Origin of the sequence: Nonomuraea sp. NPDC052129, assembly GCF_040680095.1 — a bacterium.
Taxonomy (GTDB): domain Bacteria; phylum Actinomycetota; class Actinomycetes; order Streptosporangiales; family Streptosporangiaceae; genus Nonomuraea.
The window spans coordinates 297,830-321,336 of sequence record NZ_JBFAVX010000003.1 but is presented as its reverse complement, the minus strand read 5'-3'; the positions used below and the strand labels follow the sequence as shown (position 1 = coordinate 321,336).

29 protein-coding genes and 2 tRNA genes are annotated in these 23,507 nt (G+C 67.3%); 12 read left to right on the top strand and 19 right to left on the bottom strand.

Going from position 1 to position 23,507, the window contains the following annotated elements; translation table 11 throughout:
• Positions 1 to 91 precede the first annotated feature (91 nt).
• Positions 92 to 164: transfer RNA gene (locus tag AB0L53_RS09525), tRNA-Arg, on the bottom strand.
• A gap of 57 nt (positions 165 to 221) precedes the next feature.
• Entirely contained in the window at positions 222 to 767 is a 546-nt protein-coding gene (locus AB0L53_RS09520) for a hypothetical protein (protein ID WP_363992443.1), read from the bottom strand.
• Positions 768 to 900: 133 nt separating this feature from the next.
• Here AB0L53_RS09520 and AB0L53_RS09515 point away from each other — a divergent pair, with 133 nt between their 5' ends.
• The 7 genes from AB0L53_RS09515 to AB0L53_RS09485 all read left to right on the top strand — a co-directional run bounded on the left by AB0L53_RS09515 (position 901) and on the right by AB0L53_RS09485 (position 6,275).
• The gene (locus tag AB0L53_RS09515; RefSeq protein ID WP_363992441.1) at positions 901 to 2,163 is read left to right on the top strand and encodes a histidine kinase; all 1,263 of its coding nucleotides are present in this window, start codon (positions 901 to 903) and stop codon (positions 2,161 to 2,163) included.
• Positions 2,160 to 2,786, top strand: a complete 627-nt coding sequence (locus AB0L53_RS09510; RefSeq protein WP_363992440.1) for a response regulator transcription factor — start codon at positions 2,160 to 2,162, stop codon at positions 2,784 to 2,786. Before AB0L53_RS09515 ends, AB0L53_RS09510 begins: the two co-directional genes overlap by 4 nt.
• Positions 2,787 to 2,838: 52 nt before the next feature.
• Complete coding sequence (locus AB0L53_RS09505; RefSeq protein ID WP_363992438.1) at positions 2,839 to 3,111, top strand: hypothetical protein; 273 nt, start codon at positions 2,839 to 2,841, stop codon at positions 3,109 to 3,111.
• A 102-nt stretch (positions 3,112 to 3,213) separates the two neighbouring features.
• Positions 3,214 to 3,738 (top strand): hypothetical protein, encoded by a 525-nt coding sequence (locus AB0L53_RS09500; protein ID WP_363992436.1) that lies wholly within the window; start codon positions 3,214 to 3,216, stop codon positions 3,736 to 3,738.
• A 1-nt stretch (position 3,739) separates the two neighbouring features.
• Positions 3,740 to 4,471, top strand: coding sequence for a prolipoprotein diacylglyceryl transferase family protein (locus tag AB0L53_RS09495; protein WP_363992435.1), 732 nt, complete (start codon positions 3,740 to 3,742; stop codon positions 4,469 to 4,471).
• A complete protein-coding gene (locus tag AB0L53_RS09490) occupies positions 4,468 to 6,045 on the top strand; it encodes a radical SAM protein (RefSeq protein WP_363992434.1) in 1,578 nt (525 codons plus the stop codon). The genes AB0L53_RS09495 and AB0L53_RS09490 overlap by 4 nt, the downstream gene beginning before the upstream one ends.
• A complete protein-coding gene (locus tag AB0L53_RS09485; protein ID WP_363992433.1) occupies positions 6,042 to 6,275 on the top strand; it encodes a hypothetical protein in 234 nt (77 codons plus the stop codon). Before AB0L53_RS09490 ends, AB0L53_RS09485 begins: the two co-directional genes overlap by 4 nt.
• Here the strand turns inward: AB0L53_RS09485 and AB0L53_RS09480 are convergent.
• From AB0L53_RS09480 to AB0L53_RS09470, 3 genes are read right to left on the bottom strand one after another with little or no spacing between them, the layout of a single operon-like run.
• A complete protein-coding gene (locus tag AB0L53_RS09480; RefSeq protein ID WP_358437377.1) occupies positions 6,256 to 6,732 on the bottom strand; it encodes a MaoC family dehydratase in 477 nt (158 codons plus the stop codon). The two genes, AB0L53_RS09485 and AB0L53_RS09480, sit on opposite strands and share 20 nt — an antisense overlap.
• 11 nt (positions 6,733 to 6,743) lie before the next feature.
• Positions 6,744 to 8,033: a hypothetical protein gene (locus AB0L53_RS09475; protein ID WP_363992431.1), complete on the bottom strand. Its 1,290-nt coding sequence runs from the start codon at positions 8,031 to 8,033 to the stop codon at positions 6,744 to 6,746.
• Complete coding sequence (locus AB0L53_RS09470; RefSeq protein WP_363992429.1) at positions 8,030 to 8,536, bottom strand: SigE family RNA polymerase sigma factor; 507 nt, start codon at positions 8,534 to 8,536, stop codon at positions 8,030 to 8,032. The genes AB0L53_RS09475 and AB0L53_RS09470 overlap by 4 nt, the downstream gene beginning before the upstream one ends.
• Before the next feature lie 197 nt (positions 8,537 to 8,733).
• Here AB0L53_RS09470 and AB0L53_RS09465 point away from each other — a divergent pair, with 197 nt between their 5' ends.
• Positions 8,734 to 9,915 carry an ATP-binding protein gene (locus AB0L53_RS09465; RefSeq protein ID WP_363992428.1) on the top strand — a complete coding sequence of 394 codons (1,182 nt, stop codon included), beginning with the start codon at positions 8,734 to 8,736 and terminating at the stop codon, positions 9,913 to 9,915.
• Between the two features lie 99 nt (positions 9,916 to 10,014).
• On the opposite strand, the gene AB0L53_RS09460 is transcribed toward AB0L53_RS09465, so the two are convergent.
• On the bottom strand, positions 10,015 to 10,806 hold the full coding sequence (locus tag AB0L53_RS09460) for a MauE/DoxX family redox-associated membrane protein (RefSeq protein ID WP_363992426.1): 792 nt from the start codon (positions 10,804 to 10,806) through the stop codon (positions 10,015 to 10,017).
• 5 nt (positions 10,807 to 10,811) lie between these two features.
• On the bottom strand, positions 10,812 to 11,753 hold the full coding sequence (locus AB0L53_RS09455) for a hypothetical protein (RefSeq protein WP_363992425.1): 942 nt from the start codon (positions 11,751 to 11,753) through the stop codon (positions 10,812 to 10,814).
• Between the two features lie 217 nt (positions 11,754 to 11,970).
• Between AB0L53_RS09455 and AB0L53_RS09450 the strand changes: the two genes are divergently transcribed.
• On the top strand, positions 11,971 to 12,477 hold the full coding sequence (locus AB0L53_RS09450; RefSeq protein WP_358534729.1) for a SigE family RNA polymerase sigma factor: 507 nt from the start codon (positions 11,971 to 11,973) through the stop codon (positions 12,475 to 12,477).
• Here AB0L53_RS09450 and AB0L53_RS09445 read toward each other — a convergent pair.
• Complete coding sequence (locus AB0L53_RS09445) at positions 12,434 to 12,928, bottom strand: MarR family transcriptional regulator (RefSeq protein ID WP_357957670.1); 495 nt, start codon at positions 12,926 to 12,928, stop codon at positions 12,434 to 12,436. The two genes, AB0L53_RS09450 and AB0L53_RS09445, sit on opposite strands and share 44 nt — an antisense overlap.
• A gap of 96 nt (positions 12,929 to 13,024) precedes the next feature.
• Between AB0L53_RS09445 and AB0L53_RS09440 the strand changes: the two genes are divergently transcribed.
• Together AB0L53_RS09440 and AB0L53_RS09435 are read left to right on the top strand one after the other, a co-directional pair.
• Positions 13,025 to 13,588, top strand: coding sequence for a YceI family protein (locus tag AB0L53_RS09440; RefSeq protein ID WP_363992423.1), 564 nt, complete (start codon positions 13,025 to 13,027; stop codon positions 13,586 to 13,588).
• Positions 13,589 to 13,863: 275 nt separating this feature from the next.
• Positions 13,864 to 13,952 (top strand) — tRNA-Ser (locus AB0L53_RS09435).
• 88 nt (positions 13,953 to 14,040) lie between these two features.
• Here the strand turns inward: AB0L53_RS09435 and AB0L53_RS09430 are convergent.
• The 10 genes from AB0L53_RS09430 to AB0L53_RS09385 all read right to left on the bottom strand — a co-directional run bounded on the left by AB0L53_RS09430 (position 14,041) and on the right by AB0L53_RS09385 (position 21,484).
• Positions 14,041 to 15,390: a site-specific integrase gene (locus AB0L53_RS09430; RefSeq protein WP_363992421.1), complete on the bottom strand. Its 1,350-nt coding sequence runs from the start codon at positions 15,388 to 15,390 to the stop codon at positions 14,041 to 14,043.
• On the bottom strand, positions 15,390 to 15,581 hold the full coding sequence (locus AB0L53_RS09425; protein ID WP_363992419.1) for a helix-turn-helix domain-containing protein: 192 nt from the start codon (positions 15,579 to 15,581) through the stop codon (positions 15,390 to 15,392). Before AB0L53_RS09425 ends, AB0L53_RS09430 begins: the two co-directional genes overlap by 1 nt.
• A 1-nt stretch (position 15,582) precedes the next feature.
• Complete coding sequence (locus AB0L53_RS09420) at positions 15,583 to 17,181, bottom strand: replication initiator (protein WP_363992417.1); 1,599 nt, start codon at positions 17,179 to 17,181, stop codon at positions 15,583 to 15,585.
• Positions 17,174 to 17,374 carry a hypothetical protein gene (locus AB0L53_RS09415; RefSeq protein WP_363992415.1) on the bottom strand — a complete coding sequence of 67 codons (201 nt, stop codon included), beginning with the start codon at positions 17,372 to 17,374 and terminating at the stop codon, positions 17,174 to 17,176. Before AB0L53_RS09415 ends, AB0L53_RS09420 begins: the two co-directional genes overlap by 8 nt.
• Positions 17,374 to 18,801 (bottom strand): FtsK/SpoIIIE domain-containing protein, encoded by a 1,428-nt coding sequence (locus AB0L53_RS09410; RefSeq protein WP_363992413.1) that lies wholly within the window; start codon positions 18,799 to 18,801, stop codon positions 17,374 to 17,376. Before AB0L53_RS09410 ends, AB0L53_RS09415 begins: the two co-directional genes overlap by 1 nt.
• A gap of 84 nt (positions 18,802 to 18,885) precedes the next feature.
• Positions 18,886 to 19,200, bottom strand: a complete 315-nt coding sequence (locus tag AB0L53_RS09405; RefSeq protein ID WP_363992411.1) for a hypothetical protein — start codon at positions 19,198 to 19,200, stop codon at positions 18,886 to 18,888.
• Positions 19,197 to 19,607 (bottom strand): plasmid replication, integration and excision activator, encoded by a 411-nt coding sequence (locus AB0L53_RS09400; RefSeq protein ID WP_363992409.1) that lies wholly within the window; start codon positions 19,605 to 19,607, stop codon positions 19,197 to 19,199. The genes AB0L53_RS09405 and AB0L53_RS09400 overlap by 4 nt, the downstream gene beginning before the upstream one ends.
• A 122-nt stretch (positions 19,608 to 19,729) precedes the next feature.
• A complete protein-coding gene (locus tag AB0L53_RS09395; RefSeq protein ID WP_363992407.1) occupies positions 19,730 to 20,446 on the bottom strand; it encodes a GntR family transcriptional regulator in 717 nt (238 codons plus the stop codon).
• 325 nt (positions 20,447 to 20,771) lie between these two features.
• Positions 20,772 to 21,065, bottom strand: a complete 294-nt coding sequence (locus tag AB0L53_RS09390; protein ID WP_363992405.1) for a hypothetical protein — start codon at positions 21,063 to 21,065, stop codon at positions 20,772 to 20,774.
• An 11-nt stretch (positions 21,066 to 21,076) separates the two neighbouring features.
• A complete protein-coding gene (locus tag AB0L53_RS09385; protein ID WP_363992403.1) occupies positions 21,077 to 21,484 on the bottom strand; it encodes a hypothetical protein in 408 nt (135 codons plus the stop codon).
• Between the two features lie 118 nt (positions 21,485 to 21,602).
• Between AB0L53_RS09385 and AB0L53_RS09380 the strand changes: the two genes are divergently transcribed.
• On the top strand, positions 21,603 to 22,826 hold the full coding sequence (locus tag AB0L53_RS09380; RefSeq protein WP_363992402.1) for an XRE family transcriptional regulator: 1,224 nt from the start codon (positions 21,603 to 21,605) through the stop codon (positions 22,824 to 22,826).
• Here the strand turns inward: AB0L53_RS09380 and AB0L53_RS09375 are convergent.
• Positions 22,804 to 23,367, bottom strand: coding sequence for an NUDIX hydrolase (locus AB0L53_RS09375; protein ID WP_363992400.1), 564 nt, complete (start codon positions 23,365 to 23,367; stop codon positions 22,804 to 22,806). The two genes, AB0L53_RS09380 and AB0L53_RS09375, sit on opposite strands and share 23 nt — an antisense overlap.
• Between the last annotated feature and the right edge of the window lie 140 nt (positions 23,368 to 23,507).

Sequence of the window (23,507 nt, the reverse complement as noted above, 5' to 3'; positions counted from 1 at the left end):
TTAGCAGCGGCGTTAGCAAGATCCCGAGATTGTCCTGACAAACACAAAGGCCCGTTCCAGGTTTTCCCTGATAACGGGCCTTGATGCTGTGTGCGGCCGGAGGTACTCGAAACCCCAACCTTCTGATCCGTAGTCAGATGCTCTATCCATTGAGCTACGGCCGCTCGCTGCGTAAGCCAGCATAGCGGGTCCAGAGCCGTGCCTCGAACCAGATACCGCCCTCACGCCCCACTAGATTCCACCTTCTTCGGCCAAAGGGTGTACCCCAGGGGCCAGAGCAGGGCGATCAGCGGCACCTTCAGCATGTCGCGCATGAAATTGATCAGTTCGCCTGTGCGAGACGGTTCGTTGACGAGCCAGATCAGGCCGAGCAGGAGGGCGCAGGCTATGGCGTACGCGAGGACGATGCGGAGCCAGAAGGCCCACTCGTAGCGGGCGCGGGCCATGCCGCCCTCGGGTGGCTTCCACGGAGGTGGGCCGTCGGCGAAGCGGTGGCGGAACTTGGCGTCGGCCCAGCGGATCGTGCTGTGGCCGAAGACGATGGAGTACGCCAGGTACGCGGCCGCTATGCCGTGCCTCAGGTCGGCCGTGGCGCCACTGCGCATGTCCATGACGGATGCCGCCAGGAGGATCAGGTCCAGGAGCGGTACGCAGATGAGGAGGGCGGTGCTGAGTCGGCGGCGGTTCCAGAGGTAGCGGCTCGCGAGGCCGAGTCCGAGCAGGAGCCAGAAGCCGACTTCGCAGCCGATCAGGATGGCGACAATCACGTATCCCATCCTTGAGGGCTCCTCTGGCCGGCGCATCGTCAGTGAAGACGAGCCTGTGGATACATCGAAGTGTTTATCCACAGGCAGACCCACGAAGGAGTGAGCCGGGTCCGGACGGTGGTGGGATGGGGGCATGCAACGCGAGGCGTCGTGGGCCGGGCTGGCCTTCGTCGGGGGCCTGCTCCTGATCGTGGGCGGAGCCTACACTCATCGCGAGGTTCCCGAGGGGTGGCTCGCGGTGCCGCTGGCGTTCGTGTGCCTGGGGGTGGTGGTACGGCAGCGGGCGCCGTTGGTGGGGCTGGCCCTGGGGACCGTGGGGATCGGCGTTGATCTGTTCGTGGGGCCGTCGTTGCCGACTGTCCTGATATTTACTGACAACGTGTATGCGGCGGCGTTGTACGGGCCGGCGTCTTTTTCGCGGTGGCTGCTGGGGGGCGCCACTGTGCTGTCGGTATTGGCCGGGGGTGTGACGGGGGTCCTGTCGGGTGACTGGCGGGCGCTGGCGGTCAACGGGATTCAGGCGGGACTCGTGCTGGTTACGCCGGTGACCACGGCGATGGTGTTACGCCAGCAGCGTGAGCAGGCTGCGGCCGAGCGTGCCAGGGCGGAGCAGGTGGCGCGGCTGGCGGAGCTTGACCGGGAGGCGGCCATCGCGACGGAGCGTACGCGGATGGCTCGGGAGTTGCATGACATGATCGCCAACCACTTCAGCGCGATCGCCATCCAGTCGACGGGCGCGCTGTCGCGTACGGACCTGAGCGCGGCGGCCGTACGGAAGATCATGGAGTCCGTTCGGGAGAACAGTCTGAAAGGGCTGGCCGAGATGCGGACCATGATCGGGCTGTTGCGACAGGAGGGGGATGAGGCCGAAGCCACCCGGCCGCGACTGGCTGATGCGGAGGTTCTGGTCGAACGGTCGCGGCGGGCGGGGATGGCGGCTGATTTCCGCGTCGAGGGGGAGCCGCGGGAGCTGTCTCCTGGGGTGGATCTGGCCGGCTATCGGATCTTGCAGGAGGCGCTGACCAATGCACTCAAGCATGGCGGGCGATCGGCTGTGGTCAAGGTCGTTTATGAGTCGGGGCAAGTGACGGTGGCTGTGGACAACCCTGTGGATAAGCCTGTGGGTAACTCTGTGGATGGACCTCCCGCTCTGCTTCTCGGGGCTGGGCTGGTTCCCGGGGCGGGGGCTGGGCTGGTTCCCGGGGCGGGGGCTGGGCTGGTTCCCGGGGCGGGGGCTGGGCTGGTTCCCGGGGCGGGGGCTGGGCTGGTGGGGATGAGGGAGCGGGCCGTGTTGGTCGGGGGGTCGTTCGAGGCCGGGGTGGACGGGGGTTTGTGGCGGGTCAAGGCCGTGCTGCCCATGCCGAAGGACAGGAAGGGGCAGTGGGAGGCGGGATGACGATCAAGGTACTGGTCGCGGACGATCATGCGGCTGTCAGGGCGGGGCTGGTGCTGATTCTCGGTGGGGCCCAAGACATCGAGGTCGTCGGGGAGGCGGCCGATGGGGAGCAGGCGGTGGAGTTGGCCCGCGAGACCCGGCCCGATGTGGTGTTGATGGATGTGCGGATGCCGAAGCTCGACGGCATCTCGGCGACCAGGCAGCTCGTCGGGGTGGCCGATGTGTTGATCTTGACCACGTTCGATGTGGATGAGTATGTGTTCGGGGCGTTGCGGGCGGGGGCGGCGGGGTTCCTGTTGAAGAACACCGACGCGGAGTCGCTGGTCGCGGCCGTACGGCTGGTGGCCAGAGGGGATGGGCTGATCTCTCCTACGGTCACGCGGCGGTTGATCTCGGCCTTCGCCGAGCAGCCCATACGCAAAGAGCAGCAGGTGGAGGGGTTGACGCCGCGTGAGCAGGAGGTGTTGGCCGGGATCGGTCGCGGGCTGTCCAATGCCGAGATCGCCAAGGAGCTCGATATGGCTGAGGCGACAACGAAGACGCATGTGAGCCGGGTGTTGAACAAACTGGGTCTCAAAAGCCGGGTCCAAGCGGCGATTTATTACTCAGAAGGCCCCCGCTAGTCTGAAGGTCGTGACCATGCCTTCTCCTCCCCCGCCGCCACGGCCGACGGGCTTGATCGTTGGCTTGGCGTTCGCCGGGGCCTTTGGTTACTGGATCCTCAATGTGATCGTCGGACTCATCGTCCTGAGCATGTCGTCGACGGTCGCGATCGGGGTCGCCGCGGGGCTCCTGGCCGTGGTCGGGATCGGTGCGGGGATCGTGCTCGTGGTGCTGCGTAAGCCGTGGGCGCTGGGGCTGGGGCTGGGGCTGATGATCGGGTGGGCGCTCGCCTCCATCGTCTCGGCCGGCTATTGCACGGGACTGAATCCGGGCATGTACGCATGACCGGGCCAACATCGAGTCCAGGCATGTACACACGGACTGGGCCTACATCGAGTCCGGGCATGTACGCATGACCGGGCCAACGCCGGATCCGGGCATGTTCACATGACCGGGCCCGCACCGGGCGATCGTGACGGGGGGACGCCTCCTCAGGGAGGGAGCACCCCGACGCGGGTGGAGGGGAGCGGCGACCCGTCTCCCGGACAATCCGCTCCCCCTCCGTCCGGACAATCCGCTCCCCCGCCATCCGCGCAAACCAGCATCCCGCCGTCCCCCGGCGAGCCAAAGCCGCCACCCAATGGCAAGTCCAACAGCAGGCCCAAGGGCAAGTCCGTCGGGCTGATCATCGGACTAGCGTTCGCAGGGCTGGTCGCCTACAGCATCGTCAACGCCATCCTCGGCATCCTGATCTTCGTCAGCACCCTCGACCAGAACGGCACTAACTACCCCATCATCATCTCCTGCACGATCTTCCTCGCCCTCTTCGGTCTCGGGGCCGGGGCGGGGCTGCAGTTCCTGCGCAAGCCGTGGGCCACCGGTCTGGGCCTGGGGTTCCTTGTCGGCTGGGCGTTGTGGTCGATCCTGTCCGCCGGGATCTGCACCGGCATCAGCCCGGACCTGTACGCCTGACATGCCGCTCCACGAGATCTTCGTCGGCCTGGGAGTGCTCGTCGCGTCCGTGGTCTTCGTGCACGAGGCCCGCCGCCGCGGCGCGCTCAACGAGCAGTCGCTGGTGGCCGTGACCGGTGCGCTGGTCGGCGGCGCGATCGGCATGCGGCTGGCGGGCTGGCTGGAGACGCTGAACCTCTCCGACCTCTGGCTGTACGGCTCGCGGAGCATCCTCGGCGGCCTGACCGGCGCCTACATAGGCGTACTGATCGCCAAAAGGATCATCGGCTACAAGCAGCGGACCGGCGACCTGTTCGCCCCGGCGGTGGCGCTGGGCATGGCGGTGGGCCGGATCGGCTGCCATCTGACCGAGGCGCCGGGCCGTCCGACCGAGTTGCCCTGGGGCGTACACGCTCCCCCGACAACGCCCGAGTGCCCCGGCTGCCTGAGTGGCCAGGCCATGCACCCGTCGTTCGTCTATGAGATCGTCTTCCAGCTCGCCGTGTTCGCCGCGCTGCTCTGGGCGCGCAGGCGGCTCACCGAGCCGGGCGAGCTGTTCACGCTGTACCTGGCCGCGTACGCCGTCTTCCGCTTCCTCGTCGAGTTCACCCGCGCCAACGAGACCGTCTGGCTCGAGCTCACCAGGCCGCAGTGGTTCCTGATCCCCGGCCTGCTGCTGCTCGCCCTGAGGCTGCGGTACGGCTGGCGGCGCGGCCACTCCGATCCCCTCTTCAAGCGGAAGGTCATGACATGAGCACCGGAATGGGCCTGCGGGGTGACCGCATCCTCAGGTACGTCAACGCCTTCTGTCCCCACTGCCACGGCCAGGACCTGGAGCGGGTCGAACGGCTGAGCGGCTACCTGACCGTCCGCGACGAGCGTGTGTGGCTGGAGCGCGGCTGCCGCGAACACGGCCTGATCAGGACTTTGTACGACGAAGACCCAGAAATCCTGACCTATCTGGAAGAGTGGACCGCTCCCACAAAGCTCCACATGCCGGATATTTCGGGGAATTTCGACCCCATCCCTGCGGCCTACCTCCAAGGGCTGCCCGAGATGCAGACCCAGCACACCTGCATCCTGCTCGAAGACATCGTCGAAGCCTGCAACCTGCGCTGCCCCACCTGCTTCGCCGGCAGCTCCCCCGATCTGACCGGCATCGTCCCCATCACCGACATCCTGGCGAACGTCGACCAGCGCCTGTCCCGCGAGAACGGCAAGCTCGACGTCCTCATGCTGAGCGGCGGCGAGCCCACCCTTCACCCCGAGCTCGCCCAACTGCTCGCCGAGCTCCACCAGCGCCCTGTCACCCGCATCCTGATCAACACCAACGGCGTCCTCATCGCCAGGGACGACGCCCTGCTCGACCTGCTCACCGAGCACCGCGAGCGGGTGGAGGTCTATCTCCAGTACGACGGCGGTTCGGCCGAGGCGTCGAAGCACCACCGGGGCGGTGACCTCAGGCAGCTCAAAGCGCAGGCCGTACAACGGCTGTCGGAGCGGGAGATCTTCACCACGCTGGTGATGACCGCCGCACTGAACGTCAACGACGGGGAGATCGGCGACGTCGTACGGCTGGCGCTCGACACGCCGTTCGTCGGCGGGGTGTCGCTGCAGCCGCAGTTCGGCTCGGGCAGGTCGGGGCCGATCGACCCGATGAACCGCCTCACCCACACCGGCGTGCTCAAGCGGCTCGGCCCGCAGACCGACGGCCTGGTGACCTGGCGCGACCTCACCGCGCTGCCCTGCTCACACCCGCACTGCTGCTCGGTCGGCTACCTGATCCGCGACGACTCGCAGCAGTGGCGTTCGCTGGTCGCGCTGATCGGACATGACCGGCTCAAAGCGAACCTGGGCCTGGTCTCCAATCGCATCGCCGACACCGAGATCCCCCGCGAGCTGCGCCTGGCCGTACAGGAATCGCTGCTCGGACTGCTGTCGGAGCAGTCGTCGTTGTCACACCCGCAGATCGGCGACCTGTGGCGCGACATTTGCGAGAACTGCGACCTCGGCGTGTCCACACTGCTCACCTTGGCCTCCTCGGCGCTGCCCGGCCGGCGGAAGAGGCTTCGCAAACTGCTCGGCGAGCGGGTGGTGCGGGTGACGGTCAAGCCGTTCATGGACATATCAACCATGATCGAGGAGCGGCTCACGCAGTGCTGCGTGCACGTCGGCACGCGGGCCGAGCAGGACCAGTGCGCGCCGTTCTGCGCGGTTCAGGCGTGGCCCCAGCTCTCGGGACAACGGCTGTCGGCGGTCTCCGCCACATCCCAGCTCTCGGGGCAACGACCGGCCGCAACCACATCCCAGCTCAAGGTGATCAGGTGAAGGATCCGCTCCGGTTGTGCGTGTACGCGACCGTCGCGCTGCTGGCCTGGCTGCTGGGGCCGTGGGCGGTGCTGGGGTTCGCGGTCCTCGGGTTCGCCGGGTACTGGAAGGCGTGGCGGGCCGGGCTGACCCGTAGCAAGTGCTTGCTCAAGGACACCCGGCTCGTCCTGGCCTATCTCGGGTTACTGGTGCTCGTCGCGGCGGCGGCGATCATCCACTCCCTGCCGTGAGCTCCACAGGGATGTACAGGCTGAGCGTCTCGGCGATGCAGGCCGGGCGCTTCTCGCCCTCGACCTCGATCGTCATCTTCAGGTTGGCCAGGTAGCCGGCGGGCGTGCCCTTGACGTCGCTCAGCTCCCCCAGCGCCCTGACCCGCGCGCCCACCGGCACCGGCCTGGGGAAACGCACCTTGTTCAGGCCGTAGTTGACGCCCATCTGGATGCTCTCGACGCGTACCAGCTCCATCATGAACGACGGCAGCAGCGACAGGCTCAGGTAGCCGTGCGCGATCGTGCCGCCGAACGGTCCTTCCTTGGCCCTCTCCACGTCGATGTGGATCCACTGGTGGTCGTCGGTCGCGTCGGCGAAGAGATTGACCTGCTCCTGAGTGACTGTGCGCCACTCGGTCGGGCCGAACTTCTCGCCGACGGCCGCCTTGAGTTCCTGTACGTTCGCGAAGGTCCGCATGGCTCCGAACGCTATTGCGCGGGCGGGACGGCTGCCAAGTTGAGCACCCAGTACTTGTCGGGGTTGCCCGGTCCCCTCCAGTAAACGGTCTTGCTGGGCCGCGACAAGATCGAGATGCCGATCACGCTACCGGGCTCCAAGACACTCGCCACCCTGCCGGTGTTGATGTCGTATACGGCAAGGGCCGACACCGCGAAACGGTCGAGAAGAGGGTATGGATTGGGCCCTCCGAGAGATTTGGCTCCCGGCACCTTCCCGGCTCTGGTCCCGTCGAGGCGCTGGACGAAAGCAGTACCGCCCCGGCGGCCAAGGCACCAGACCGGCCCGCATCGCAAGTCCTTCGTCTTGTCCTTGATCGCGATCTTGGTCACAGTCCCGTCGGCCAAATTGACGATCTTGGACTGGTTGCGGCCAGCCCCTAGGAACACGTTCCCGGCATCGCCCGCCCACGGCCAGTCGATCAGGTGCAGCCCATCACCCTTCGGCACACGCGCAGGAGTACCGCCGGCGAACGGCACCCGGTACACGCCACCCTTCTTCGTCGACCAGACGATGTTCTCGCCGTCCGACCCGATGGCATCGACGTCCGCGTCCGCGCCGGTCAACGTGACGGCCAGCTTGGCTTTGCCGCCGGGCAGCGGGGCCCACCAGAGCTCGGCGATCCAGGTCCCGTCCTTCCTCGCGTTGTTGTACCAGACGACGTTCGTGCCATCGGTGGAGATGGCTCCCTGGAAGTTCTGCTTCAGTCCCGGAGTCACCGGGATCTCTGTCACCACCCGGGACTTACCGGTCTTGGCGTCGTACACCTCGAGCTTTCCGGCCTTCCCGGGCAAGGGCTCCGCCTTGAGCAGCACCTCGGTGGCGCCGATGCTGGTGATCGGGCGATAAAGCCAGCCGTCGGCGTTCTTCGCAGGCATCTGGAAGACCGCCTTCGGCCAGAGCTTGCGGACCGGCGTCCCCTCGACCAGGGGGGTCGGGGTCACGGTCCTGGTCACGGTCGGGCCTGGGTGCGGCCGCGATGTCTTTGCCGGGAGTGGCGAAGGGGTCACGGTCGTGATGGCCACACTGGTCGGCTTGACGGCCATCTCGTCTCCGCCCCCGCTGGAGAAGGCGCCCTGGGCGACGACCGTACTTGTGCTCACCACCCCGGCCACCGCCGCCACCGCGGCCGCCGCGAGCAGTTGCGCGCGCCGCCTGATGCGCCGCCGCCTGCGCGCGCCGACCCCGGCGAGCAGGTCGAGCTCGGGAGCCCGGTCCGCCGCATCGCGCAGCGCGCCGCTCAATTCGTCCTCTGTCCTCATGCCCGTCCCCTCTCCAGTACAGCGGGCCGAACCCGGAGCGTGGCGAGCGCCCGGAACGCCTGGCTGCGCACAGTTCCACGTGAGATGCCGAGGATCGCGGCGATCTCCTCATCCGGCAGGTCCTCGTAGTAGCGCAGGACCAGCACGGTCCGCTGCTTCCTGGGCAGCGTCGCGAGCTCCTTCCAGAGCTCGCCGAAGGAATGCGTGTCGTGGTGGACGCCTTCGGGGACGTCGTCGGTCGGCTGCTCTCTGCGCCGCCTGCGCCACCAGCTGATGTGCTGGCGGGCCATGGTCGTGCGTACGTACCCCTCGGGGCTGTCCTTGTTGCGGACCCGGCTCCAGTTGTCGCTCAGCTTGAGCAGCGCCTCCTGGGCCAGATCCGCGGCGTCCTCGGCGTTGCCGGTGAGCACGTAGCCGTACCTGACCAGCGCCGCGCCCCTGGCTCGGACGAAATCCTCGAACTCCACATCACCGGGACGCGCGAGCCGCTCGCTCTGTTGCAAAGATCTTTACTCGAAACCATCGCGCACGTGTTCGAGTGCGCGCTACAGTTCTAGGGACCGACTCGAACAAGGGTTCGGCCTGGTGGGAGGGGGTGCGTCCGATGACAATACTGGCGACGGCCCCTGCTCGGACACGCCGTAGCGCTTTCTTCCCAAATCTAAGACGGCCGCTATATCCCGCAATAAAGTCCGAGAGCGTGGACCCCGTGCGCAATCCTTACGCCCCCGGAGCCGGACAGCGCCCGCCGGAGCTCGCCGGGCGCGACCGCGAGCTGCAGCAGTTCGAGGTCGTGCTGGAGCGGGTGGCCCGTGGCCGTCCCGAGCGCAGCATGGTCGTCACCGGTCTGCGCGGCGTCGGCAAGACCGTGCTCCTCAACACGTTCAAGTCCATGGCGATGCAGCGGCTGTGGGGCACGGGCAAGATCGAGGCCCGGCCCGACCAGTCGATCCGCCGTCCCGTCTCGGCCGCGCTGCACATGGCGATCCGCGAGCTGGCTCCCCGGCATCGCGCGCCGGAGCGCATCGAGGCGTTCCTGGGCGTGCTCAAGGCGTTCGCGATGCGCGATCCGGCCGCCGCCAAGGGCACCTCGCACTGGTCACCCGGCATCGAGGTGCCGGCCAGCCGTGGCCGGGCCGACTCTGGCGACCTCGAGATCGACCTCACCGAGCTGTTTGTCGACGCCGCGAGCGTCGCCACCGACCTGGGCGTCGGCATCGCGCTCTTCATCGACGAGATGCAGGACGTGCAGCCCGCCGACGTTTCGGCGCTGTGCGCCGCCTGCCACGAGCTGTCGCAGTCCGGTGGGCCGCTGATCGTGGTCGGCGCGGGCCTGCCGCACCTGCCCAGCGTGCTGTCGGCCAGCAAGAGCTACTCCGAGCGGCTCTTCCGCTACGCCCGCATCGACAAGCTCGACCGCGAGGCGGCCGACCTCGCGCTGATGCTGCCGGCGCAGGAGGAAGAGGTCGAGTTCACGCAGGACGCCCTCGACGCCTTGTACGAGGCGGCCGACGGTTACCCCTACTTCGTCCAGGCTTACGGCAAGGTCGCCTGGGATCTGGCGCCGCGCAGCCCGATCACTCTCGACGACGTCAAGGTGTCCGCGCCCGAGGCCGAGGAGGAGCTCGCGGTGGGCTTCTTCGGCAGCCGCTACGAGCGGGCCACCCCGGCGGAGCGCGACTACATGCACGCCATGGCGCAGATCGGCGACGAGCCGGTCGCCACCGCGGACGTGGCCGACGCGCTGGGGCGCAAGCCGTCCAGCCTGTCACCCGCGCGCGACAGCCTCATCAAGAAGGGGCTTATCTACAGCGCTGAGCGCGGCCTGATCGCGTTCACCGTGCCGCATTTCGGGAGGTTCCTGCGTGCCCAACCGATCTAGGCGACACCCCTAGTCCTCTATTGGGCTGTCTAGTGGGGAAGCTAGATAGCCCAATAGAGTCATATCTTGTTGTCGAGGGTTCTATAGCGCTGTCTAGCGTCAGGCCGATACAGGCGTATAAACCGGCAGAGCGCCGCTGCCCTCGTGCTCGACCACGGCCACCCGTACGGCCGGACGCCGCCCGCTGAGATAGACCGCGAACACGACATCGGCCCCATCCCGCCGCTCGAAGGCGAAGAAGCGCCAGCACAACTCACGCCAGCTGTCGTACGGCTCGACCGCGGCGAGCTGCTCCCGATGCTGCCGCCAGGGGCCGCTCGACCGGAGCCTGGCCAGTGTGACCTCCGTGGCCGGTCCGGGGCGCTGCTCGCACGGCGCGCGATAACGCAGCCGATCCACCATCTCCTCAAGCTCGGGCGACAGTACGAGGAGCACGATCACCCCGGCGGCCATGAACCACGACGGCTGCAAGAAGACCAACCAGCCGGGCTCTTCACCCCATATCGACAGCACGGCCATCCCGGTGAGCACCATGGTCCTGGCGATCGAACGCAGCCCGACGGGTGCCGCGCTCACCTCGCCGAAGCATCCGCATCCCGCGTCGGGCCGCCGCCGACGTACCTCCAGCAGGACATAGGTGCACATGGCGAAGAACGCGACCGCCATCCACCTGAAGATCGGAGACGTGCTCACCAGCAGCCCGGTCGCGATCACCAGCTCACCGACCGCGCAGACGATCAGCACCGGCACCTCGATGCGGGCGGGCACCAGCGCCGCCGGCCCCAACCGGGCCAGCGTGCCCATCTCCCCGCCCGTACGCACGGTGGACACCTTCGCCACCGCCCCTAAGACGAGCAGCACGATCAGCGCGGGCAGTTGCGATGCCAGCACGAGCGTCACCCCAATCCGATCTGCGCGTTGAAGCACCCTTTGACCAGGTCGCCGCCCAGCTCTACGTACGAGAAGGGCGACAGCTCGGCGATCCGCCCGCGAGGAGAGGTGTCGCACTCGACGCAGCGGTCGCAGAAGCGCCCGGCGACGCAGCCACACGCCACGATCGGCACGTTAGCGGATCGATCGGTGCAGATGTTCCGTACCTGCAGCATCGACCCGATGGCGAGGTACGGCAGGCCCGTGCACGACACCTCGGCGTCCGGGCAGTCCACGTCAGAGCGCTCGACCATGGGGTACGCGGCCCCCCGATCCTCCTCGTCGAAGACGTCGGACCAGGTGGCGGTCCCGGAGACGCGTGACTGCAGGCCCCCGTAGGCGGGCGGCGGAGCCGGCACGGCCCGCGCCGGATAGGCGGGCTGCGAGGTCGCGGGCAGCAGGGCCAGACTCGCCCCGCCCTTTCTGATGCCGATCGCGTCGAACAGGAACCCCGGCTCGAACCGCGCATGTCGCACCATGATGCGGCCTGTCGCACGGTATGGGATGACGATGGTCCGGCGCCCCCGATGCGGCCCGCAGTCGAGTTGGACCGACAGGTCCTTGCGTCCCTCCACGGACAGGATGGTCCCGGTCAGCCGCGTGATGTCGGCCCAGAGGCGCTCGACCACCCGGCCGTCGCGCAGGGTACGCATGATGACCGTCGAGCCCACGGGCAGATCACTCGGCGACTGGTCACCACCGTGCCAGGCGGTGGCCCAGGGCGCGATGACGAGCCGTTCCTCGGCGCCCTCGGGGGTCTCGATGGTGATGAGATGTGGGCTGATGTCGAGGATGTCCCCTATGACCGCGCGTAAGGGGTCCCCCTCGCCGGAGCCCGGGATCCCGGCCTCCCGGCCCAGCGCCGCGGCCGCGAGCACCCGGCGGCGTTCCACGCTCGGATACCCCATCAGTCCCTCCCTTGTCGCGCTAATAGCGTCACACGGCTCCGGGGGTGCTTCGCGGTACTCGTGCCTTCGAGAGCAAAATACGCACCCCTCGGGGCAGAAGTTGACCCCCAGCGACGTACAAACCGCCACCGACCTTGACCTACCTTTATCGTCGGCGGGCCGAATCCTGAATTCCGGTTACGCCCTATCTTGGCCTTTGGCTGCGATTCTGGCCACGATGCAGACCGCCAGCTGGGAAGAGGAGTTCCGCGAGTACGTTGTTGCGCGCGGAGCTGCCCTGCTGCGCACCGCCCACCAGCTCACGGGACATCCGCTGGACGCGGAGGATCTCCTGCAGAACGCGCTGACCAAGACATACCTGGCATGGGACCGCATCCAGGACAGAGCCGCGCTCGACGGATATGTACGGCGGGCGATGGTCAACATCAACATCTCGCAGTGGCGGCGGCGGCGGCTGGAGGAGTACCCGTCGGAGGACCTGCCGGAGGTCGCCCCGGAAGCGGAAGCCAGCGGCGACCTGCACGATCTCCTGGAGCAGGCGCTGATCCGGCTGCCCACCCGGATGCGGGCCGCGATCGTGCTGCGTTACTACGAGGACATGACCGAACCGGAGATCGCCAGAACGCTGGGGATCAGCCTCGGCACGGTCAAGAGCACGATGTCACGTGCCATGGCCAAGCTCAGGGTTGAGCTGGGCATTCCCCCTCAACAGCTCCGGCCGTAGCGCAGGGCCGTACGACATCCCGGATCGTGCGCAGCGTGGCCAGGAAGGTTTCCAGCTCCTCCGCGCTGAGCAGGCTGGTCAGGGACTTGTCGATGTCCTCGAGGTGCTGCGGCAGCACGATGTCGAGCTTCTCCCGCCCCGCATCGGTGAGCGTGGCGTAGGAGGCTCGGCGGTCGACGGCGCAGGCCACCCTGGCCACCAGACCGTCGCGTTCGAGCCGGTCGACGACCCTGGTCACACCGCTGGTGGACAGGCCCGTCTGCGCGGCCAGATCACTCATCCGCAGGCTCTGCCGCGGCGAGCGCCCTAGCCGGAGCAACGTCTCGAAATCGATCTCGGACAGCCCGGCAGCGCCGAACACCGGCTGCATCCTGGCCGCGAGACCTGCTTGCACCTCCGACAGCAGGCCCATGGCCGTCAACCGGGGGTCATCAATGTTGACCACGTTCATAGCTTAGCCGACGATTGTTGACGAGAGGAATATTCCTCGTGTAGACATTTGTTGCCGCAAACATCCGCACAGCAATCATCCTCCGAGGAGAACCCCATGACGACCCGCACCTGGGAAGGCCTGACCGTCCCCGCCGCCGGCACCTACAACCTCGACGCCGCCCACACCACGATCGGCTTCGTGGTCAAGCACATGATGGTCAGCAAGGTGCGCGGCAGCTTCGGCGACTTCACCGGCTCCGTGACGATCGCCGACAACCCTCTCGAGTCGTCGGCCGAGCTCACGATCAAGACCGAAAGCCTCACCACCGGCGTCGCCGATCGTGACGGCCACCTGCGCGGCGACGACTTCCTGTCGGTCGAGAAGTTCCCGACGCTCACCTTCAAGAGCACCCGCGTGGTGAGCCACTCGGGCGACGAGTTCACCGTCGTGGGCGACCTGACCATCCGCGACGTCACCAAGGAGATCGAGCTCACGGTCGAGTACGGCGGCGCCGGCACGAACCCCTGGGGCCAGGCGGTATGGGGCTTCTCGATCAGCAGCGAGTTCGACCGCGAGGACTTCGGGCTGACCTGGAACCAGGCCCTGGAGACGGGCGGCGTTCTGGTGGGCAAGAAGATCAAGGTCGAGATCGAGGGCGAAGCCAACCCGGCCGCCTGACCCGCTTGACGTCTTTGCTGTGCCCAGCGCCTGACCGCTCGTTTTGCCCAGCGGCCTGACCCGCTTGACGTCGCGTTTTGTACGGCGGACCCGCGTGGCGGGTCCGTGCGCCGAGCCCGCCCCCGGCCGCGCCTTGGGGCGGGCTTGCTGTCCGGCCCGTTGTCCACAGGAGGTTATTCACAGGCAGTGGATAACCTTTGGACAGGCCGGGACGGGGAACCGCTTTGCTGCCTTGGCAGAAGGCCGGTACGCTGTCCTGAGCCGCGTGGCTACCAGGAGGATTCGCCTAGTCAGGTCTATGGCGCCGCACTGCTAATGCGGTTTGGTGGCAACACCATCCGGGGTTCAAATCCCCGATCCTCCGCACGGCGAAGGCCCTTCCCAGTTTCTGGGGAAGGGCCTTTTTCGATCTCTGGGTGGCTCAGGGTTGCAGTTTGGGTTGCAGTTGGCTTCTAGCCAGGGCCCCAGAGCGCCTCGTCCATGCGGTCGCTCGCGTCTCTCATCTGCATGGTTGCTACGTGGGTGTAGCGCTCTGTGGTGGTGACTCGGGTGTGGCCGAGGATCTCCTGAACCACCCGGATGTGGACGCCTTGCTCGATCAGCAGGGTTGCTGCGGTGTGCCGGGCGTCGTGGACTCGGGCGTCTCGTACGCCTGCCTGCTTGAGGATGGACTTCCACTGCTTCCAGTCCTCTGTGCGTTCGATCGGGCCGCCGGTCTGCGTGGTGAACACCAGGTCGTGATCGGTCCACCGATCCCCCGCCTTCAGGCGTTCCGCGGCTTGGGTCTTCTTGTGCGCCTTGATGAGGGCGAGGAGCGCGGGCGGACACTGGAGCGTCAGCTTGCCCTTTCCCTTGCGCTTTCGGAACACCAGGCCGCCGCCAGCCCGCTTCGGGCACTTGTCCGCGTGGCCGGTGCAGTCCTTGGCGCACGGACGCCTGTAGCAGGTGTGGGCGCGCTTCTTGCAGTCCGCCTTGCAGTCTCGGGTGTGCTTGTGGTCAGTGCAGTTCTTCTTGCACGCCTTCCGGTGCCACCGTTCTCCGCAGGCGTGTGGATCGGCGCAACCGTGCAACCATTCGGACCGCTGGATCTGGAACCATGCCCTGATCTCGCCCGTGGTCAGGTTGATGTACGACCAGCGCAGCCCGAGCGCCTCGCCCTGGCGGATGCCGAGCGACAGAGCGACCGACCAGCGCGCCCCGTTCCTTCTCACCTTGGCCACGTCGAGGATGCGCCGGGCCTCGTCTCGGGTCAGCGGTTCGATCTCGGTGACGGTGGCCGAGGGAGCGTCAACAAGCGTCGCGACGTTGCGCGTGATGCGGCCTCGCCGTACCGCGATGGTGAGCGCGCGGGACAGGATGCGATGCACCTTGAGGACAGAGCCCGTCGAAAGGCCCGCTTCCAGCATCCGCGTGTACGCCGTGTCCAGGTGCTCAGGCGCGAGACGGTCGAGGCGATGCTTGCCCAGAAGCGGCACGATCCAGTTCCTCGACTTGGAGCGGTAGTCCGTCAGGGTGCGGGGAGCCATCTTGTCGGAGAGGACGAGTCGCTCACAGATCACGTCGAGGAACTCCGTCATCCACTCCCCTACCGTCGGCGGCCGACCGGGCTTGCCGACGGAGCCTGTCTTTCGCTCGCCCTCCAACTCTGCGACCTTTCTGGTCACCTCCGGTTCTGTCTTGGCCTTGCGGTGGCGTCGGTCCGGTGAACCGTCCGGCTTGATCCCGACCGTCACCCAGCCGTGCCATAGGCCGTCCTTGCCGAGGTAGATGGACGAGCGGCCGTTGGGCTTCCTGGCGGCCATCACACCGCCTCCTTTTGGGCATTGGCCTCAAGGGCACGGGCGAAGTCGAGTAGAGCGGCGGTAGGGATGAGGCGGTAACCGTCGCGCTTGATCGAGCGGAGTTCTCCGGTTTTGATGAGGCGGAAGACGACCGTACGGCTCATGCCGAGGACCGTGGCGGCGTCCCGGGGGCGGTAGAAGAGTCTGTCCATGTCAGGCCGCCTTTTCAGTTGCCGAACGTTCTTGGCCGTCTGCTTGGGCTTGGAGTTGGGCCATGTGGGCGCGCCAGCGTTGTCGTTCGGCGACCGACCGGAGCAGGCGTATGGCGAGAGGCGCGACGTTGGCATCTCCGGCCGGGGCGGGTTTCCAGACGTAGCGGTGTGGGTCGGGTGTCTCGTTGGGCTGGCCGAGGGCTTCCAGGACCCAGGTGCGGCGGTCCTGCCTGTGTTCGGCGAGGGTCTTGTTGGACCACTTGCGCGAGACCAGGACGCGACGGCCCGCGTAGCCGAGGTGGTCGGGCTTGTGGGCCTTGCCGCAGCATCGGCCAGGCGTCATCCCCGGCTTGGCTCCCTTGGGCTGCACTCCATAGCGCAGCCAGTTCGGGCAGGCCGGTGAGCACGGTTCGAAGCGCAGCGCCTCGACCATCCGGGCTGCGTGATCACGCTGAGCGGGGTTGTCCGGGTCGAGGCTGTCGGAGAGCGATTTGGTCAGGTACTTGGACAGGTAGCGGATGCACTGGTCGGCGTCCGGGGTTCCGGCGAGTACGCCTTTGACGTCGATCTGGTCTCCGAAGCGGATCATGTGGAGCGGTTTGGCCGCCTCGTCGGCGTCGAGCTGGTCGAGCGCCTCGTCCCAGGTGGGCAGGACCAGGCCCGTGTCGGGGTCGAGGTAGCCGACGCCGTCCTCCCAGACGGGCAGGTGATCCCCGTCGAAGATGACCTCGTCGGCCGGTGGCCACCACACCTGGTGATAGGTCGCGGCGGCTATCTGCTTGACCTCCGCGCGGGCCAGGGTGCCGCGCACGGCCATGTGCAGGTGCGGCGCGAGCCGCTTCTGAGGTTCGACGGTGGCGAAGTACTGCACGTCATAGCCCGCGACCCGGCGGAGGTTCTGCACGAACCGGTCGACCAGCTTGGAGAAGTGCAGGGCGTCCCGAGCGGCTCGCCTGTAGTCGTAGGTCTCCGGATCGGCCGGGACGCCGTCACGCACCTTGCCGTAGGAGGGGAGGGTGAGGGTGACGAACAGCGATGGCCGGTAGACCTTGCCGTCCGAGCTGGTGAACGTCCGGCCGAGCGTGGTCGCGGCCATCCTGCGTTTGGGCAGGTTGGGGGCGTCCTGCCGCCGCTTGGTCGAACGGGTGCGCTTGGGAGCGGTACGGCCGAGCACGTTGCCACGCATGCCCGCCTCGTTGATCTCGACGTCCAGGCCCTCTATCGCGGCGTCCCAGTCGGCGGTGTCCTGGCCGAGGGATGCGGCCTGGTCGCGGCGGGCCTGGAGGTCGGCGCGGAACTCGACCAGCCACCGCTGATCGTCTGTCGGCTCATCCGGGGTGATGGCCGGCTCATGGTCGAGGTGCCAGCCCTCCCGGCACTGAGCCCGCCGGAGCTGCCGGTTGCGCTTGGCGCACGAGGGGCATTTGGCGTCCAGGGTGGCTCCGCACGGGACGTCTACGATCTCCCAGCGGCCGGTGTGGGTGTCGAGGCGCTTGAGCGGGACGGGCCGGATGCACACGCCGTACGGCTTGGCGACCTCCACCGCCACCTCGCGAGCCAGCGGCATGGCCTGCCGTACGGCACGAGGCAGGTCAGTCATGGGCGCTCCCCTCCTCCTCCGCCAGGTCGGCGCACAGCCGGAACAGGCCGTTGTACGGGTGCTTGAGCGTGCGGGCTTGGAGCAGGGCGAAGACGCGCAGCCGGGGAAGGTCGCGGGAGGTGAGCAGGACCATGAGGGGGCGGCCCGCGACGAGTTCGAGTTCTTCGGCGGTGCCGTGGAAGCAGACCTTCATCAGGCAGCGTCCTTTCCGGCGGCGAAGGTGGCGGCCATGTCCCGGATGTCGCTGTCGGAGACATAGGCGGAGCGGACGCGGATCGGGTCGGGTGAGGTCTCCAGCCGGACGTAGCCAACACCGGCGCCCAGCTCAGGAACGGGTGAGATGTGGTCGGCCAGCGCTCCCCGGTCCCGCGCGCCGTCGCCAAGGACCATGTCCACCTGCTCCGACTCGTCCAACCGGAGGGCGATCTTGTCGGGGAACAGGTTGCGGATGTTCATGACTTCCTTGCGTGGGTCCTGAAGTGCTGCCAGGACGCCGATGCCGACCGCGCGGCCTTGGGTGGTCAGGGTGGCCAGGGCGGCGGAGATCCGGCGTCTCAGCTCTCTGTCGGACTGGTAGGCGGTCAGGAACGCGACCTCGTCGACCACGACCAGGACGAACGGGTCCTGCTCGGTCGGGGTGTGGGAGCGCTGGAGGCCGGCGAAGCGGGCGGCGCGGTTCTGCATCACGTTGACGGCCTGGTCGAGTAGGTCTGCGCACTCGTCGGGGGTGGCGGCGTACCGGTTGCCGAACAGGGCGTGGCCGTAGGACAGCTCCATCAGCTTGGGATCCAGAGCCCAGATCTCGACCAGGCCAGCCTGTACGGCCGGGAGGAGGCCGCGGATGGTGGACCAGATGATCGAGCCTTTGCCGGCTCCGGTGGCGCCCGCGACCAGGACGTGTGTGCCGTGCACCTTGAGCAGCCATGGCCGCCCATCCTCCTGCTTGCCGATCTCGACCGGCCCCACGGTCGGCGCCTCAGGCAGAGGCAAAGCAGCCAGCGGTACGGCGAGCGGATCGGTTCGCGGGAAGGTGAGCTGAAGGTGACCGCCCCGCGTGACCGCCACCCGGCAGGATGCCGCGCCGAAGCCCTGAGCGAGGTGGTCGAGACGGTCGGCCCAGTCCTTGACCGACTGCCCTTTGAGCATGCGTACGGTGACCAGGTCGGCCCATGCCGTACAGGTGAGCTTGCCGAGGCGGGGCAGGTAGTCGCGGCCCCACAGGTGCCGTCCCAGGCCGGAGACGATCATGACGGGTTGCCAGTGCCGCCGGTAGATCCAGGTCAGCCGCCACCAGGCGAGCAGCCGCAGGCCGATCATGCGGGTGAAGCTCAGTCGGTCGGTGAAGGCCCAGGCGAGGAGTCCGGTTGGGATGGGCGCGAGGAGCAGGAGAGCGGTCTGCCAGCCGTAGACCAGGGTGAGCGCGACGGGCGTCGACGTGAGGAGGGTGGCGACGGGGTGGCGCCACACGAGCCGGACGCAGCCGGTGAGGATGCGCCAGGTGAAGATGATCAGGGTCAGGATGGCGGGAGTCCGGATGACGGCTGGGCGGAAGACGACGGCCGTGTCGGGCGTGGTGGTGACGAGGTTGCGCGCCTCATCCCCAGGCAGCCGCTTGAACATATGCTTGGAACCTCTCGTGAGTGAGATCAGGGAGAAACCAGGGGCCGCCGGAAGTTGCCGCTTCCAGCGGCCCCGCCTTGCCTGTCAGGCCGCCGTCTGGTCGGTGGCCTTGCCGGTGGCCGGCTGCTCGGCGTGCAGGCGCTCGCAGTCGGCCAGGTAGCGAGCAGCGGCGCTGTAGATGTCGCGAGCCAGGGTCAGGTCGGCGTCGGTGACCGGGCCGCCACCCGTGGTTGAGACCGAGACGTCCGCCTCCGATGTGCTGAATGCCAGGTACGGGCGGCGCTCGTCGATCACACGGGCGGCTACCCGTACTCCGCTGGTGTGGAAGGAGACGATGAGCCGCGGAGTCTGCGCCTGAGTCATCGAGAGCGTGACGTAGGTGTACGGTCCGAGGCTCACGCCGCCGCCTCCTTGCCGGCCGAAGCCTGCTTGGTGCGCGGCGGGCGCATCCCCGTGGCGCGGATGGAGTAGGCCAGCCGCCCGGTCTGGCCGACGTATGGCGTGACGGTCATAGCGACGAACTCCACCGGAGTGATCGGGAGACCAGGCACGGCCGGCGGCACCGGAGGCTCCGTCGAGGACAAGATCTTGACCGCGACCGTCTTCTGGGAGGCCTTCACGGTCGGGTCACCGTCCATGACCGGGATCTGCCAGACCAGTTCACCGGTCGTCTTGTCCTTGGCGTAGACGGTCCTGCCGTTAGTCGAGGCGTCGAAGTCCTTGACCTGCTCGACCTGCCCCACGAGGTAACAGCCGTGCGGGAAGACCTGCTCGAAGCTGATCGGGATGGGTCCCTGGATTGCCATGTGATTCCTCTCGGCTGCGGCGACGGGCCCTTTGTTCGCTCGTCCACTTGTCCGCATGAGTCGAGAGTAGGCCGTGGCCACTCGTCCGCACAAGTGGTTGAGCCGGAGTGGCGCGGTAAGAACTACCTGACCTTGTAGACATCCTCAAGCTCATGCAGGCTTCCGGGCAGCGCCAGGCCCATGGCCAGCAGTACAGACCCGGCAGGGTCGTGCACGGTCGCCGTCACAGCGAGCACCGGGTTGGACGAGCCGAGCAGTTCCACCTCGTCCTTGGTCGGCTTGCGGGCAGACAGCCGCTCAGCGATGTGATCGAAGCGCAGATGCTTGACCGCCTGGAGATGCCGCCGGATCCCGCCCCGCAGCGGCTCGGCCTTCTCCAAGTCAGTGCCGACCGCGATCTCCAGCGGGATCCACACGGTTTCCACCGCTGAAACGAGGTCCGCCTGCCGTGCCACCCGCTTACGGACGATCACCGGGGTCCGCTCGGCCACTCCGAGCAGCCGAGCCACATGCCGAGACGCCGGAACGCGCGTCACCTCAATGAGGCTGTCGGCGCTCTCGCCTTGCTCCGCAGCGGTCAGGCCTGGCCTCACCATCTCGGCCTCACCGTCCGGCCGGCCTTTCACGAACGACCCACGCCCGTGCTCGCGCTCGATCCATCCCTGCATGGCCAACGTCTGCAGCGCCCGCACCACCGTGGTACGTCCTACGCCCAGCTCGCGGACCAACTGCGTCTCAGACGGCAGCATGTCGCCAGGCGCGTACTCGCCCGACTCGATCCGCTCCTGAATCGCCCTCATGACCTGGGCATATTTCGGCGGAGCGAAGTCCATACTCATGTCAGCCGTCCGTTCACTCTTGCGCTTGACCGCATAAGTACAGTACCGGCTAAGCCAAAACCTGTCAGTGCCCTTTCAGGCAGCGTTCCGTGCCGTTCCGAACTTGCGTCGCCACCTACGGCCGCACACTTCGCATGATGTCGTACCGTCCGGGACGAACGGAACATACCAATCACCGATCGCCACCGGACGCACCGCCGCACCGCACCATGCCGTCGTTCCATCCGTCCGCACCGCGTGCTGCACCAGAACGGAATCACGCCGGGAAGGATCCACCCCGCACACCCAAGAGGCATCTGCACTCATCGCATACCTCGCGCCCGGATCAGGTCAGCTCGGAAATCGACTGCATCGCCCGCAGGATCGCGTAGTACATGGAGATACGACGAGCGGCCCGCTCGGGATCAATCGCCGGATGCCACGCATAGATGACGCGGTGACGTTCGGCATTCCATCCGGTTCGCCACCAGAAGTATTGACCGTCACACCACACGACAAGGCCAACCCAAACAGATACAAGGGCAAGCCCGTATCCCGCGTGGACATCTGCGGCAATGCCGTTCCAGCCCAACGTCTGCCGGAGCAGCTCGGCGGAATGATACGGGTCAATCGCGACCACGCGCGGGGGCGTCATTCGGCCACCCGCTTAAACCGCACCGAGCCCGCCGGGTCGAGATGCGCCCGGAAGACCTCACGCCGAGACGCCTCGTCAGCTACGGCCCCGAGCCCGTAGACGCTGTGCGTGATCCGCCCCCGGACGGACGACCCCTCCGGCATGCGACGCATCGCCTTGCGCAGTTCGTCCATCGCCGTGGCCTGGAACGAGCTCGACCCGCACGCCCTCAGCTCGTCACCGACTCGGACCTCCCACTCGAACGCCTCACCCCCTGTAGTGCCGCGCTCAGGCCCTTCGCAGAGAGGACATTCGGCGACGGCGTTCGACGCCATGCCGAGCATGACCGCCGCCACATTCCCGCGCCGGGTGACGATCTTCCATCCCCGCCCATCGCATTCTGTGCACCTGACTGGAGTTGTCATGCGGCAGAGCATGATCGGGCCAACCGTTTATACATATACCACGGTGATATGCAGCCAGGGCATATAGAGTGCGCGACAAAGCAGTGCACCACCTCGGAGCTGAAATCCGGAGGTTCGCATGCGCCCGAGTGCTTTCGACCGCATCGAAATACCAGACGCCATCTGGGATCGCGACGAAAGCCGGGAAATCCTCAAGAAACGCGACATCGCCGGACTGTTCCGGCTCGCGGCTAAATACGCCGGAGCCAGTCAGGTACGCATCGGAACGGCAACCGGCCTGTCCCAACCTCGCGTCAACAAGATCCTCAACGGCACCGCCGGCCCCATTCAAGAACTGGCCGTATTCGAGCGCGTAGCCACCGGCCTCGCCCTGCCCGACCACGCCCGCATGCTGCTCGGCCTGGCCCCCCTCGACATCGCATCCCCCACAAGCGACTCGGGCGACGAGCACCAGGAGCAGACCGACGAACTCACCGCCCGCCTGGACGCCGCCGCAGCCGTCGACGACACCCTGGTCATGATCCTGCGCACCGACATCAACAACCTCCGCCTCCAAGACCGCCGACTCGGCAGCCTCGCCATCGCCGACAAGATGCGCGCCCAGATGACCCAGATCGAACGAGCCCACCACCACGCCGTACGCCCACACATCCGCGCCCAACTCGCCCACCTGATTGCCGAAACAGCTTCACTGGCCGGATGGCAGGCCATCAACACTGTCGCCCTCAATGACGCCTGGAACCACTACGAACGGGCCAAAGCCGCTGCCCGCGAGGCCGAAGACCCGGCTGTGCTCGCCTACGTGGCCGGCGAACAGGCGTACGTACTCATGGACTTGGGCCGGCCCGCCGAGGCAGCCGAGTTGCTTCAGTACATCCACGCCACGCACCGCAACCATGTACCGGCCCGCCTCAGAACATGGCTGGCCGCAGCCGAGGCAGAAGCCGCCGCCGTACTCGGCGACGAAGCCGCCTGCCGCCGCGCACTCGACCAGGCCGCAGCCGTATTGCCGGAAGGTGATGGCGACCTGGACATGCCCTACCTGTCCATCAACGTCCATCACTTCGCCCGGTGGCGCGGAAGCTGTCTGCTCCGCTTCGGCGACCCCGGCACCGTCGAAGACCTCCGCTCCTCACTCGCCGGAATGGACGGCACCTACAACCGCGCCGAAGCAGGCGTCCGATGCGACCTCGGCCACGCCCTCCTCACCGCCGGCGACCCCGAAGCCGCCCAACCCCACATCCACCGCGCCAAACAACTGGCCACCATGACTGGCTCCCGTCGTCAGCGGCGACGCATCGACGAGCTATCGCAGGCGGTCAACCGCGCCCTTGGCCGTTGAGCCGCTGTTGCGCCTGAAGCAGCCCGATCAACGTCCCCGACGTCCAGATGTCACCGCGGGCAATCATGGCGGGAATGTCGGCCATCGGAATCCACTCGATCCGGTCGGCCTCCACCTCACCCTCCGGCTTACCGACCAGCTCAGCCCCGCGCGCCAGGAACAGGATGTGCTCGGAGTCGACCATGCCGGCCATCGGCTGATAGCTCACCAACTGCTCGACCTGCTTGGGCCGATACCCGGTCTCCTCCTCCACCTCCCGCACAGCCGTGGCCATCGGGTCCTCACCGGCCTCGATCAGGCCGCCGGGAAGCTCCCACCCCCACCGGTCGAACACGAACCGATGCCGCCACATCAGCAACACCCGCTCCCGCTCGTCCACGACAACGGCGATGGCGGCCCGATCCAGATGCACCACGTGATGCTCGAACCGTTCTCCGCCGGGGATCTCCACATCGGCCATCCCCAGCCGGATCCACCGGTTGTCATAGATCAGCCGTTCCCCGTGCACCACCCAGCGCGTCAGCTCAGCGTCATCAGCCACACCGCGAAGCTACCGGCCCACACCCCCGACGTACACGCACTTCCAAGTGACAGCCGAGATCGTTGCCGAATTACTCCTATGGAGATCAAGCGGCGGCGCTCCGCGCCGGCCGGGCATGCGGCCTGGAGGCCGGTCCCGGC

Excerpts from the sequence above, each read along its gene's own strand:
- AB0L53_RS09480 (WP_358437377.1), bottom strand. The coding sequence starts at position 6,732 with ATGCGGACCTTCGCGAACGTACAGGAACTCAAGGCGGCCGTCGGCGAG.
- AB0L53_RS09415 (WP_363992415.1), bottom strand. The coding sequence starts at position 17,374 with ATGAAGGTCTGCTTCCACGGCACCGCCGAAGAACTCGAACTCGTCGCG.
- AB0L53_RS09490 (WP_363992434.1), top strand. The coding sequence starts at position 4,468 with ATGAGCACCGGAATGGGCCTGCGGGGTGACCGCATCCTCAGGTACGTC.
- AB0L53_RS09425 (WP_363992419.1), bottom strand. The coding sequence starts at position 15,581 with ATGGACAGACTCTTCTACCGCCCCCGGGACGCCGCCACGGTCCTCGGC.
- AB0L53_RS09450 (WP_358534729.1), top strand. The coding sequence starts at position 11,971 with ATGCAGACCGCCAGCTGGGAAGAGGAGTTCCGCGAGTACGTTGTTGCG.
- AB0L53_RS09455 (WP_363992425.1), bottom strand. The coding sequence starts at position 11,753 with ATGGGGTATCCGAGCGTGGAACGCCGCCGGGTGCTCGCGGCCGCGGCG.
- AB0L53_RS09510 (WP_363992440.1), top strand. The coding sequence starts at position 2,160 with ATGACGATCAAGGTACTGGTCGCGGACGATCATGCGGCTGTCAGGGCG.
- AB0L53_RS09475 (WP_363992431.1), bottom strand. The coding sequence starts at position 8,033 with ATGAGGACAGAGGACGAATTGAGCGGCGCGCTGCGCGATGCGGCGGAC.
- AB0L53_RS09385 (WP_363992403.1), bottom strand. The coding sequence starts at position 21,484 with ATGACAACTCCAGTCAGGTGCACAGAATGCGATGGGCGGGGATGGAAG.
- AB0L53_RS09395 (WP_363992407.1), bottom strand. The coding sequence starts at position 20,446 with ATGAGTATGGACTTCGCTCCGCCGAAATATGCCCAGGTCATGAGGGCG.
- AB0L53_RS09430 (WP_363992421.1), bottom strand. The coding sequence starts at position 15,390 with ATGGCCGCCAGGAAGCCCAACGGCCGCTCGTCCATCTACCTCGGCAAG.
- AB0L53_RS09500 (WP_363992436.1), top strand. The coding sequence starts at position 3,214 with ATGACCGGGCCCGCACCGGGCGATCGTGACGGGGGGACGCCTCCTCAG.
- AB0L53_RS09445 (WP_357957670.1), bottom strand. The coding sequence starts at position 12,928 with ATGAACGTGGTCAACATTGATGACCCCCGGTTGACGGCCATGGGCCTG.
- AB0L53_RS09400 (WP_363992409.1), bottom strand. The coding sequence starts at position 19,607 with ATGGCAATCCAGGGACCCATCCCGATCAGCTTCGAGCAGGTCTTCCCG.
- AB0L53_RS09440 (WP_363992423.1), top strand. The coding sequence starts at position 13,025 with ATGACGACCCGCACCTGGGAAGGCCTGACCGTCCCCGCCGCCGGCACC.
- AB0L53_RS09495 (WP_363992435.1), top strand. The coding sequence starts at position 3,740 with ATGCCGCTCCACGAGATCTTCGTCGGCCTGGGAGTGCTCGTCGCGTCC.
- AB0L53_RS09515 (WP_363992441.1), top strand. The coding sequence starts at position 901 with ATGCAACGCGAGGCGTCGTGGGCCGGGCTGGCCTTCGTCGGGGGCCTG.
- AB0L53_RS09420 (WP_363992417.1), bottom strand. The coding sequence starts at position 17,181 with ATGACTGACCTGCCTCGTGCCGTACGGCAGGCCATGCCGCTGGCTCGC.
- AB0L53_RS09410 (WP_363992413.1), bottom strand. The coding sequence starts at position 18,801 with ATGTTCAAGCGGCTGCCTGGGGATGAGGCGCGCAACCTCGTCACCACC.
- AB0L53_RS09380 (WP_363992402.1), top strand. The coding sequence starts at position 21,603 with ATGCGCCCGAGTGCTTTCGACCGCATCGAAATACCAGACGCCATCTGG.